This window comes from Bradyrhizobium sp. (assembly GCF_030646015.1).
GTDB lineage: Bacteria > Pseudomonadota > Alphaproteobacteria > Rhizobiales > Xanthobacteraceae > Bradyrhizobium.
In genome coordinates this window covers 16,047-27,426 of the sequence record NZ_JAUSLT010000169.1, presented here as the reverse complement: position 1 = coordinate 27,426, position 11,380 = coordinate 16,047, and the positions used below count along the sequence as shown (strand labels likewise).

9 protein-coding genes, 1 tRNA gene and 1 pseudogene are annotated in these 11,380 nt (G+C 63.9%); 7 read left to right on the top strand and 4 right to left on the bottom strand.

The window, feature by feature from the left end; translation table 11 throughout:
• A pseudogene (locus Q7T45_RS24925) lies at nucleotides 1-131 on the top strand (4-oxalocrotonate tautomerase); the annotation flags it as partial.
• Nucleotide 132: 1 nt separating this feature from the next.
• On the opposite strand, the gene lipB reads toward Q7T45_RS24925, so the two are convergent.
• Nucleotides 133-858 carry a lipoyl(octanoyl) transferase LipB gene (gene lipB / locus Q7T45_RS24920; RefSeq protein ID WP_304874456.1) on the bottom strand — a complete coding sequence of 242 codons (726 nt, stop codon included), beginning with the start codon at nucleotides 856-858 and terminating at the stop codon, nucleotides 133-135.
• 67 nt (nucleotides 859-925) lie between these two features.
• Here lipB and Q7T45_RS24915 point away from each other — a divergent pair, with 67 nt between their 5' ends.
• On the top strand, nucleotides 926-1,168 hold the full coding sequence (locus Q7T45_RS24915; protein WP_029584764.1) for a FliM/FliN family flagellar motor switch protein: 243 nt from the start codon (nucleotides 926-928) through the stop codon (nucleotides 1,166-1,168).
• Between the two features lie 171 nt (nucleotides 1,169-1,339).
• Nucleotides 1,340-1,424: transfer RNA gene (locus tag Q7T45_RS24910), tRNA-Leu, on the top strand.
• A 126-nt stretch (nucleotides 1,425-1,550) separates the two neighbouring features.
• On the opposite strand, the gene Q7T45_RS24905 is transcribed toward Q7T45_RS24910, so the two are convergent.
• The gene (locus tag Q7T45_RS24905) at nucleotides 1,551-5,438 is read right to left on the bottom strand and encodes a VCBS domain-containing protein (RefSeq protein WP_304874453.1); all 3,888 of its coding nucleotides are present in this window, start codon (nucleotides 5,436-5,438) and stop codon (nucleotides 1,551-1,553) included.
• A gap of 475 nt (nucleotides 5,439-5,913) precedes the next feature.
• Here Q7T45_RS24905 and Q7T45_RS24900 point away from each other — a divergent pair, with 475 nt between their 5' ends.
• A complete protein-coding gene (locus Q7T45_RS24900) occupies nucleotides 5,914-6,285 on the top strand; it encodes a hypothetical protein (RefSeq protein WP_304874452.1) in 372 nt (123 codons plus the stop codon).
• A 4-nt stretch (nucleotides 6,286-6,289) separates the two neighbouring features.
• Here the strand turns inward: Q7T45_RS24900 and Q7T45_RS24895 are convergent, their stop codons facing one another.
• Nucleotides 6,290-7,591, bottom strand: a complete 1,302-nt coding sequence (locus tag Q7T45_RS24895) for a polysaccharide deacetylase family protein (protein ID WP_370691359.1) — start codon at nucleotides 7,589-7,591, stop codon at nucleotides 6,290-6,292.
• A 160-nt stretch (nucleotides 7,592-7,751) separates the two neighbouring features.
• On the bottom strand, nucleotides 7,752-8,546 hold the full coding sequence (locus Q7T45_RS24890; RefSeq protein WP_304874449.1) for a polysaccharide deacetylase family protein: 795 nt from the start codon (nucleotides 8,544-8,546) through the stop codon (nucleotides 7,752-7,754).
• Between the two features lie 106 nt (nucleotides 8,547-8,652).
• Here Q7T45_RS24890 and mgtE point away from each other — a divergent pair, with 106 nt between their 5' ends.
• The 3 genes from mgtE (at nucleotide 8,653) to Q7T45_RS24875 (ending at nucleotide 11,366) form a co-directional block, all read left to right on the top strand.
• Nucleotides 8,653-10,074: a magnesium transporter gene (gene mgtE / locus Q7T45_RS24885; protein WP_304874447.1), complete on the top strand. Its 1,422-nt coding sequence runs from the start codon at nucleotides 8,653-8,655 to the stop codon at nucleotides 10,072-10,074.
• A 75-nt stretch (nucleotides 10,075-10,149) separates the two neighbouring features.
• Nucleotides 10,150-10,452 (top strand): DNA-binding transcriptional regulator, encoded by a 303-nt coding sequence (locus Q7T45_RS24880; protein ID WP_304874446.1) that lies wholly within the window; start codon nucleotides 10,150-10,152, stop codon nucleotides 10,450-10,452.
• 95 nt (nucleotides 10,453-10,547) lie between these two features.
• Nucleotides 10,548-11,366 carry an aldo/keto reductase gene (locus Q7T45_RS24875; RefSeq protein ID WP_304874445.1) on the top strand — a complete coding sequence of 273 codons (819 nt, stop codon included), beginning with the start codon at nucleotides 10,548-10,550 and terminating at the stop codon, nucleotides 11,364-11,366.
• The last annotated feature ends 14 nt before the right edge of the window (nucleotides 11,367-11,380 follow it).

Here is an 11,380-nt window from a genome sequence, read left to right as displayed (position 1 = left end):
CACTGCACCATGAGAGCTACCTCCATGTCGACGAGGTTCGCGGCGATGCCTACGGTTTCGGCGGCCTGACCCAGGAGCGGCGCTATATCGCCGGCAAACTCGAGGTCGCGCCGAACCACGCTGCGGCGTGAATCAAACGGTAGCTTCCGGCAGGCGGGTTTTCGCTGACCCGAACACCTCGGAAAACGCCTGCCGGAGCGCGATATCGACGTCTGCCGTGGTCAGGGGCAGGCCGAGATCGGCGAGGCTGGTGACGCCATAGCGCGGGTCCACTACCCCGCAGGGCACGATGGCCTCGAAGTGCGTCAGATCGGGTTCCACATTGATCGAGATGCCGTGGAACGAGACCCAGCGCCGCAGACGGACGCCGATCGCGGCGATCTTGTCTTCATGGCCCACGCCCTTGTCCGGCCGCCTGACCCAGACGCCGACCCGATCCTCGCGGCGCTCGCCGCGCACATTGAAGGCCGAAAGTGTGCGGATGATCCATTGCTCGAGGCCCGCCACATAGGCCCGCACGTCGGGCCGCCGTCGCTTCAGGTCGAGCATCACATAGGCCACGCGCTGGCCGGGGCCGTGATAGGTGAGCTGGCCGCCGCGCCCGGTGGCGAACAAGGGAAATCGCGGATCGAGCATGTCGGTATCGCGGCCGCTGGTGCCCGAGGTGTAGAGCGAGGGGTGCTCCAGCAGCCAGACCAGTTCGGGGGCCTGATGGGCGGCAATGGCGGCGACCCGCGCCTCCATGGCTGCCACGGCCTCCGGATAGGGCACCGGGGCGTCCGCGATCAGCCACTCCACCGCGCCGCCGGCAGGGCCGGCAAACGCCGTCAAATCGAGGTTTTCGCGGTCATTAACCATTGGCTAACCATAACGTGGTGATCTCAAATTACGCAATTTTGCATTCGTCAGTCAGTCCGGGTCACCAGTGCCAACCCTCGATAAAGTCAGCGTCGACCTCATGGTGGTCCTCGGCACCACCACGATGCCCATCCATCAGGTCATGCGCCTCAGCCGCGGCGCCATCATCGAACTGGACGCCACCGAAGCGGACGAGGTCAAGATCCTCGCCAACAACCTGCCGATCGCCAGCGGCGTGGTGCTGGTCGACCGCAACCGCATCGCGGTCGAGGTCAAGCAGATGCTGCCGAAATCGCCGGGCACCCGCTAGGCCGCCTCTATCCACCCTTCCGGGGCAGAATTCCCCTGTCTTTCCACAGCTTTCGGCCGGACTGAATGAAGCGCCGGCAGGCCTTGTCCCTCCACCATTGATTTGTTACATCCGCGCCGTTGATCCGGTCCTGAACCGGGTTCGGCCGGATCCCGTGCCGAACTGAAACTAGCGCTCGTGGCGGAATTGGTAGACGCGCTGCCTTGAGGTGGCAGTGAGTAAAATCGTGGGGGTTCGAGTCCCTCCGAGCGCACCACCTCTCGATGGATCCAGCGTCTTGACTGGATCGCTTCTTGACGCGAAAGCCTCTTAATTCGTTCGAAATGCTCTGGGCAGGCCGGCTCGATTCGGCCGGCATCAACCGTCAGATGGCAGCCGGCGATCAGATCATGAAATCGTGGCCATGGATGGTGACGGTTTGGCTCTGCGCTATCGTTGCGCCCAGCGCATCCTCGATATCATAGGTGACCACGATGACCATCTGCTCTTCTTCCGCAAGGTCCTCGAACACTGGATCGGTCGGGTCGATGGTCAGGGTGTGGCCACTGAGCGAGAAACAGGCCGGCAGGATCGCCGAGGCGGCTCCCCCATCGACGGAATAGAGTAGATCGGCGATCGTCAGCGTCGCGGTTTCACCCTGATCGGGATCGGTCGCACCGGCCAGCAAGTCTGCTGTAAATGCGGCATCGCCCTCATCGGCGGTGGCGGTCAGCGGGGCTGCCACTTCAGGCAGGTCATTGGTGCCGGTGATCGTCACGGTTTCGGTCTGCGTTGCCGTTGCGCCATGCGCGTCCATAACGTCATAGGACACTTCAATCACGGTCTGCTGGTTGAAGGCGAGATGATCAAACGCAGGATCAGCCGGGTCGATGGTCAGGGTATGGCCGTCGGCACCGAGCGAGAAGCCGGCAGGCAGCCCTGTCGTGGGCGAGCCACCGTCAACGGTGTATGTCAGGTTGTCGACCGACAGTGTCGCGGTTTCACCATGGTCGACGTCGGTCGCGCCCGCCAGCAGGTCTGTCGTAAAGGCGAGGTCACCCTCACTGGCATTGTCGCTCAACGCCGCCGCAACAACAGGCGCATCGTTGCTGCCGGTGATGGTGACGACAAAAGTCTGCGGCGTGGTGCCGCCGTCGTGATCGTCGACCGCGACGGTGTAGGTCAGGGTCAGGGTATCGCCGACGCCGAGATAATCGAACGCGGTGGATGCGGCGGCGAAGCCGAGGTTGAGCGAGCCGGCCGACGAAACCGCGGTCTTGGTGACGGTTCCCGGCGTCATCAGCGCGATCAGGGCGGTCTGATCCAGCAGAAGTCCCGTGGTTGCGCCGCTTGCGATCGCTTGCGTCACCTGAGCGGTGTGGCCGACATCGGTCAGGTCGACATCGGTGAAGGTGACGGGAATGGTGGCGGTGAGGGGGCTGGTGCCGGTCTGCTCGGGCAGATTCTGTTGGGCGATCGCATCGACCACCGGCGCATCGTTGGTGCCCGCGATGGTGACGACAAATGTTTGCGAGGTGATCCCGCCATCGAGGTCGTTGACCGCGACCGTATAGGTCAGGGTCAGGGTATCGCCCACGCCGAGATAATCGAATGCCGTGGAAGCGGCGGCGAAGTCGAGACTGAGCGAGCCGGCCGACGACCCTGCGTTCTTGGTGACGGCTCCCGGCGTCATCAGCGCGATCAGGGCGGTCTGGTCCAGCAGAAGTCCCGTGGTTGCGCCGCTTGCGACCGCCTGCGTCACCACTGCCGTATGGCCGACATCGGTCAGATCGACATCGGTGAAGGTGACGGGAATGGTGGCGGTGAGGGGGCTGGTGCCGGTCTGCTCGGGCAGATTTTGTTGGGCGATAGCCGCGATGGCAGGCGCATCATTTGTGCCGGTGATGGTCACCTTGATCGGCGTCGTGACCACGCCGCCATGGCCGTCATCGACGGTCGCCGTGTAGGTCAACACCAGCGTCTCGTCGAGGGCGAGGAAATCGAACTTGGCGTCGGCGAGGTCATACGACCACGTCACCGACCCATTGTTGGCATTGGTCGGGGAGGGCGTCAGCGTCAGCGCGATCGCCAGCGCGTTTTGCTGAGTCGGCGTCAACGTCAGCGCGGTGATGCCGTTCGCCGCCGTGTAGGTGTAGCCGGAGAACGGAGCCGATATCGCCGGGCGATCCGTCAGGTCGACATCGGTAAAGGTGATGGTGCCGCCGGCATGGTCGGCTGACGCTGTATTGCCGGTCATGCCGACGAGTTCGATGAAGCCGCCGCTGGTCGCGGTGATGGTGGGGATGTCGTTGGTGCCATGGACGGTCACCGTCAGTGTCAGTGGTACGCTGACGACGCCGCCATGATGGTCGTCGACGATGGCGGTGTAGTTCAGGACCAGCGTTTCGCCGGCGGCGATGAAATCGAAATTGGCGTCGGCGACGTCGTACGACCACGCCACCGTGCCGTTGTTGGTGTTGCTCGCCGTCGGCGTCAGGGTCAGCGCCGCCGCGAGCGCGTTCTGCTGCGCTGTCGTCAGCGTCAGCGGCGAGCCGTTGGCCGCGGTGTAGACATAATTCGCGAATGGCGCGGTAACGGTCGGCCGGTCCGTCAGGTCGACATCGGCAAACGTAATGACACCCTCGGCATGATCGATCGTCGGGTTGCCGGTTCCGAACAGTTCGATAATGGCTGAACCCGTCGCGGTCGCCGTCGGCAGGTCATTGGTGCCGGTGATCGTGATCGTGAACGGCTTGAAGACGACCGTGTTGTATTCGCTGTAATTGGTATCGACCCGCGCCATGTAGGTCAGGGTCAGCGTCTCGCCTTCGGCGAGGAAATCGAGCGCGTGGTCGGCGACGCGGTAGGTCCAGGTGGCTCCGCCGATATTGGTGTTGCCGGGGTCCGCGACCACCGAGAGCGGGACTTCGACCGCCTTGATCGCCGCCAGCTGTTCCAGCGTCAGCGACGACGTGAGGATGATGTCCTGCTGTGCGTTCCGATAGACAAACGAATCGAACCGGGCCGTCACCGTCGGACTGTCTTCGGGATTGATGTCGGCGAAGCGAATAGTGCCCGACACGGTGTCCAGCGCGGCATTGCCTGATGTCAGCAACCGTTCGGTGAAATGGTTGCTGGAAGCGACCAGGTCCGGCGGAATGTTGAGATGGAATCGCGTGTTGCCGCCGGGAGGCGGACCGGTCGGCGTTTCCACGACGGCGAAGGTGAGGAGTATTGTAAGCTGGCTGATCGGCGTACCGTCCGCCAGCTTGACGACGAACGTCTGCGGCGTGATCGTATCGACTGGTGGAATGCCGATGTATTTCGGATTGGCGTCGGTGAATTTGAGCGAGAATATCTCGTTGATCAGCTGTTGCGCATTGGCCGGAATCTGGGCCGACGCGATGAAAGTGACGACGCCCTGGCCGTTGACGATGGTTTGCGTGCCCGGCTGGTTCACCGTTGCGATCGGCAGCAGCGTCAGCTTGTCGAGCAGGACGTATTCGCCCGACGTGCCGTTCGGTTCGACCAGAATCCGGAACGACACCGGTGGCGCCGCGCCGGGCTGCGGGATGTCGAAGTCGATCTCGACCAGAACCGCGGTGCCGCGAATGCCCATGGTGGCGGTCGGCGTCTCGACCTTCATGTCGCCGTTTTTCGCGGTGGCACCGGCGACGAACGAGATGGTGCCCTGAACCAGCGTCAGCAACGAGGCGTTATTCGACCCGGCCGGGTTATAGATCATCTCGTTCAGCACCATCCTCGCATTGGAGGAGAGACCGAACACGGTGCCGTCGATGAAGGTGATGCCGAGCGAGGAATCGGATCCGGCCTGGACGACGTCGCCCTTGTGGACGTTGTCGCCCACATTCAGGCTGATCGAAACGCCGTTGCGAGTAGCGGTCGCGTTGCCGGTGAGCTTGGTGACCTGGCCGATGACCTTTTCCGGCGCGATAGTGCCGCCGGCCTGCGCGTAGTCGACCTGACCGGCGAGCGCCTCGACGGTCTTGCCGGACAGGTTTGCGCCATCGGGGGAGGCCAGGGTGGCCCGGTTCTCGCCGCGGAAGTACTCGCGCGCCACGAATTCGTGGCCGTCCTTCGACAGCACCAGATCCAGGCCCGAGCGCTTGTAGTCGCCGGAAAACAGCAGATGGGCGTCCGGAACGACAATCGTGTCCGGCCCGAGGGCATTGCTTCGAGGATGGACATCGACGGCAAAGGACTCGCCCGACCCGGAAAGCGCTCCCCGGCCGCTGAACAATCCCGAATCGAATTTTTCGACGTAATTCAAATGACCATCACAAAGGTTAATAAGATCATACCGTCAATATCGCACCAAAGGAGTTCTTTAGCACAAGTAATGCTATGTTAACATTACCAAAAAGCGGCAATATGGGTTGGGTGCAACTTGAAATTACCCCCTGTTCATGGGGTTGTGCTCGGAATGCTCACAAAAATTTCACGGCAGGGAAAAGCGGGCAAGCCTCAGACTGATGATTAAAGGCAGATACCGGCGTGACACCAGCCAGAACGCGCCAAAATCGCGAAGGCTGACCGCGGCGGCGAAAGCCTGCAACGCAAATGAAAGTATACCCCAAAAATCCGGTGAGTCGGCGCCCATAACCGGCGCCGAACGGCATATCCGTTACCCGGCAGTAACAAGGTCAGCGTACACCGACAACAACGCGAGCCAGGCCAGCGACACCAGCCGCGGGCGGTCGTCCTCGTTTCGCGTTCGCCTGGCTGACCATCGATCGGAGATACGCATGAAAATTCTGGGTTACGTCTACCGGGTCGTCTCCAATTTCGCTTTTCTGGCGCTGGTCTATTACAGCCTGAATTTCATGGAGAAGTATAATCAGCGCGCGGTCGTCGCGATCCTGGTGCTGGTCTATGCCACGATGCGCGCGATCTCGGCGCTGCGTTCGTTCGCCTTCTTCCAGAAGATCGAGCGGCTCGAACTCGAGGCGCGCCGCCTCGCCGGGGTGGCCGGGGAGGCTGGAGCCGCCGCCTCGCGCAGGCACGTCGTCAGCGAGGTGTCGACACTCCGCCGCGACGGCGAGATCAAGTCCTATGTCGACCTGTTCTTTCTCGCCATGGTCGTGCTGCTATGCGTCGCCAAGATCGTGACGAACTGATCCGTCAAACGCTTCTTTTCTTGACCTGGACCAAACGCTTCAGCGCTCGCCGGCCGGGCTGCGCCGCATGCCGGCCGGCGCGGCCAGCAGCGTGAAACGCGTTTGCCTGTCCGATCCGCCCGATCTGGGCTTTTCCGCCGGTCGCTCGCCGGGAGGCGCTGGTTTCCGCCGGCACTTGCATTGCGCCGTGCCTCGCATGGTTCTTGGCGTGATCGGCTGAAGCCCCAGATTCTGCCCGCCGCGAGGGCAGCGCGGTGACGGCCCGGGCGGCCAGCCGCAGTCGGCCGCTGAACTCGAAAACGCTTTGCCCCGGCACCGGCAGGGCATTGACGGCACCGAGCACCGGCAGCGGCATTTGCCGGGGCCAGGGCGCGTGCTGCGGCAGCGGAACGGCGCCGGTGGTTCGCCTGGCGCGATCGGACGGCGTCAGCCATTCGTCATTCCAGTATGAATCCGACAGCCAGGGGCCGGGCAGCATCGGGCTCCCGGCAAAGACGAAATTGGGAATCCTGGGCCAGTGCGAGTTCGCCACGTTTTCCGGCAGCGGACGCGACCGCCATTGCTGTGGTTCGGTTGATGTCGCTACCAGTTCGGCCGTGGCCGGCACCACGTGGACGATGCGATAGCCGCGCGCCTTCATCTCCTGCAGGATTTTCGGCAGGGCGGCGACCGTCCGGGCCTGGATATCGTGCAGCAGCAGGATGCCCTTTCCCTTGGCCTCGAGGCGCTGCATCGCGAGTTCGTAGACCCGCGAGGAGGAAACGGGGCGCCAGTCGTCGGCCGGGAAATCCGCGCTCCAGACCTGGGCGCCCTTCGAGGCGGCATATTGCTCGATGCCTTCGGCGCGCGCGAGGCCCGGCACGCGAAAGAACGGGGCCGGCGCGGTGCCGTCTCCCAGCGCCGCGGACACCGACGCAATACCCTCGTCGATTTCCTGCTGGACGCGCTCGATCGGCAAATGGTGCATACCGCCCGGATGATTTTGGGTGTGGGTGGCGATGGTATGTCCGGCGTCGCGGACCTTGCGCACGCCTTCCGGATTGGCCTGGGCTTGGCGGCCGACCAGGAAGAAGGTCGCCTTCACGCATTGGGAGGCCAGGATTTCCAGAATCCGGTTGCTGTACTTCGGCAGCGGCCCGTCATCGAAGGTCAGCACCACCTCGCCATCTGCCAGCGGCAGCGTTTCGGCATATTGCATGGCGCCGATGCGGGGATGCTCGCGGGGGTCGACCACCAGGGTTCGCGAGGTGCCGAGCGCATCGGGATGGCCGGGGCAATCGGCTGCCGAGGCAGCCGGTGCGGTCATGACAGCGAACAACCCGAGGCCAACGGCAATCCGGCGCCGGGTCCAAACTCCAACCAACACATTACCAATCATGCAACACCGCAATTCCCATTTACGCGAATAATTACCGCCGCGCCGTGAACGGGGGCTTAATTGCCCGATTTTCGCAGATGAATCCAGCCTAGGGGACGCGGGCGACGCCGACGCCGCGCGGCGCCGGCACCAGATGGACCACGCGATAGTGATTGTCCCTGAGATAGCGCAGGAAGGCCGGCAGCATGGCCGCGGTCTGCGCCTTGGGATCGTGCAGCAGGATGATGCCCTTGCCGGCAATCTTGAGCCGGTCGGTCAGCAGCTTCAATTGTGCCTGAGGGGTCATGGGCTGCCAGTCGCTGGCCCACAGGTCGGCGCCGAACACCGCAATGCCGCGGGACTGCAGCCGATCGAGCAGGTGAGGCGTGCCTTCAAAGTAGGGAAACCGGAAGAACGGCGTGCCCGGGGTCGTGGTTGCGGCCCCGTGAAGCGCCATTTCATCCGCGGCAATGCCCTTGTCGATCTCGGCCTCGGCAACGGCCGGCTTCAGGTATTTGAGGTTGGGATGCGCAAAGCTGTGATGGCCGATGGTATGGCCTTCGGCGGCGATCCGTCGAACCAGCGCCGGATGTGCCGATGCGTTCCGGCCGATCAGGAAGAACGTCGCCCGCACGCATTCCTGCGCCAGCACCGCCAGCACCCGCGATGTCGTGGCCGGCCACGGTCCGTCGTCGAAGGTCAGCACGACCTCGTGATCTCCAAGCGGCAGGGTCTGCGGAAAGCTCTTCAGGCCCACGCGCGGCGTGGCGGCGGGGTCGACGCCAAGAATGCGTGAAGTTCCGAGCGCTCTGGCGCGCGGACAGTCCGCCGCCTGCGCCGCCGCGGTCCATGCGACCGAAGCGACGAGGGCGGTTCGGAGCAGCTTGATCACTTCCAAAGTCATTGTCGTCCGGGCGGATTTGTCATTGCGCTAGGTGTTGCCGATTGGCTAATGCGTCAAGCGAAAACTCAGACAAGTTCATCAACCCTGTCAAACGGCGAGGCGCGCTATGGCCGAAGCTACGGACGTTGCCCAGGCCGCCGATGCGTCGCTGCTCGACCGTCACCCGATGCGCGACGAGAATGGCGGGATTCGTCACGAGTTTGTCGCGGAAATCTCCCGGGCGGTTCAAGCGGCCGATGCCGCATTTTTGCGGGCCATCGTCGCCGAACTCCATGAAGCCGACCTCGGCGACCTGATCGAGGCGCTCGAACCTGATGACCGCGTCAGCCTTGTCGAGTTGACCGGCGCCGATTTCGATTTCTCGGCGCTCAACGAGGTCGACGACTCCGTCCGCGAGGAAATCCTCGAGGAACTCGAACCGGAGACGGTGGCGGAGGGCGTTCGCGAACTGGAATCCGACGATGCCGTCGAATTGCTCGAAGGCCTCGACGAGAAGGACCAGGAGGAGATCCTCGAAAAACTGCCGCCATCGGAGCGCGACGCGCTCGAGCGCAGCCTGGATTATCCGGAAAATTCCGCCGGCCGGCGGATGCAGACCGAGTTCATCGCGGTGCCGCCGGACTGGACCGTAGGGCAGGCGATCGACTACATGCGCGATACGCCCGATCTGCCCGACCGGTTCTATGAAATCTACGCGGTCGACGGCGCGCAGCACTGGCAGGGCGCGGTGTCGCTGGACGCACTTCTGCGCTCGCGCCGTCCGGTGCCGCTGGCCGACCTGATCGACGAAGACCGCCGCCGCGTTTCTGTCATGGACGATCAGGAGGAAGTGGCGCGGCTGTTCGGCAAGTACAACCTGGTGGCGGCGCCCGTCGTCGATACCGGGAACCGGCTGGTCGGCGTCATCACCATCGACGACGTCGTCGACGTGATCGAGGAAGAGGCCGACGAGGACCTGAAGGCGCTGGGTGGCGTCACCTCGGGCGAAGAATTGTCCGACAATGTCTGGACCATCGCCAAGGGACGCTTCAACTGGTTGCTGGTCAATCTCGCCACCGCCTTTCTGGCGTCTTCGGTGCTCGGCCTGTTCGAGGGCCAGCTCGAACAGATGGTGGCGCTGGCGGTGCTGGCGCCGATCGTCGCCAGCCAGGGCGGCAATGCCGCGACCCAGACCATGACGGTGGCGGTGCGGGCGCTGGCGACCCGCGAACTCGGCGCCCACAATGCCCACCGCGTGGTCATGCGCGAGGGCCTGGTCGGCCTCGTCAACGGCCTCGCCTTTGCCGTGATTACCGGCGTTGCCGCGGTGGCGTGGTTCAAGATGCCGGGGCTCGGCGTCGTGATCGGCCTTGCCATGCTGTGCAACCTGATTGCCGGCGCGCTCGGCGGCATCCTGATTCCGATGGTGCTGGAGCGGGTGCGGGCGGATCCGGCGGTGGCGTCGGGCACCTTCGTCACCACCATCACCGACGTGGTCGGCTTCTTCTCGTTTCTCGGCATCGCCACGCTGTGGTTCGGACTGAAGTAATCCGGTCCTGCCGCTGATTTATCGTTAAGCCAGACTTAACGCGCATCGCCGACAATTCCGCGCCTGGAGTCGGATATGCAACGCTTGCGGCTGAAAGCGGACGGACGGATCGTCGAACTGCGGGACGGGCAGGAGTTTCCGCTCGTACCGGCAACGCCCGCCGTGCCGGCTGAGGCGGCAGCACCTCCGGTGGTACGCGACCTTCGTCGGCGCGCGCGGCTGACACAGCTTGAATTCGCCGCCCGGTTAGGGGTTCCGGTCGAGACCATCCGAAACTGGGAGCAGGGCAAACGGATGCCGCGCGGACCGGCGAGGGCGCTTCTCGCCGTCATCGCCCACGCGCCCGAGACCGTGTTTGCCGCCCTGGCCAGGGGCTAGTTCGCGCGCCGATCCGAACCGGAACCTGCCGCGGCGATGTTGGCAGCGCCCTCCACACGGAACATAATGGGACTCGATTGGCTTGAGTAAACGCGATGCAATTTATCGAAGCCAACGGCGCCAGCATCCCCGCAATCGGGCTCGGCACCTGGGAACTGCGCGGGCGAAGCTGCGCGCGTCTGGTCGAGCAGGCGCTCCGGCTCGGTTATCGCCATATCGACACCGCGCAGGTCTATGAGAACGAGCGCGAGGTCGGCGAGGGCCTGCGCGCGTCCAGGGTCCGGCGCGACGACGTGTTCGTGACCACCAAGGTCTGGACCACCCATTACGGTCCGAACGATCTGGAACGGTCCACCAAGGAGAGCCTGACGAAACTGCGGCTGTTCGAGGTCGACCTGTTGCTGCTGCACTGGCCCAATCCGCAGGTGCCGCTGTCGGAGACGCTGGGCGCCCTGGCGCACGTCAAGCAGCTCGGCATGGCCAGGCATATCGGCGTCTCGAACTTCACCGTCGCCTTGATCGACGAGGCCGTTGCCGCATGCCCGGAGCCCCTGGTCTGCAATCAGGTCGAATATCATCCCTATCTCGACCAGACCAAGGTGAAGGACGCCTGTGCGCGTCACGGCATGGCCGTCGTCGCCTATAGTCCGGTCGCCAGGGGCCGCATCAGGGGCGACGAGACCCTGACCAGGATCGGGCTGGCGCATGGCAAGACCGTTGCGCAGATTTGCCTGCGCTGGCTGGTGCAGCAGAATGTCGCCGCGATCCCGCGGACCTCGAAAATCGAGCGACTGTCGGAAAACATCGATATCTTCGACTTTGCGCTGTCCGAAGAGGAAATGGGCGAGATCTCCGCGATGGGCAGCGCCAAGGGCCGGCTGACCGATTACGCTTTCGCGCCGAAATGGGATTGAGGCGGCCGCAGCGG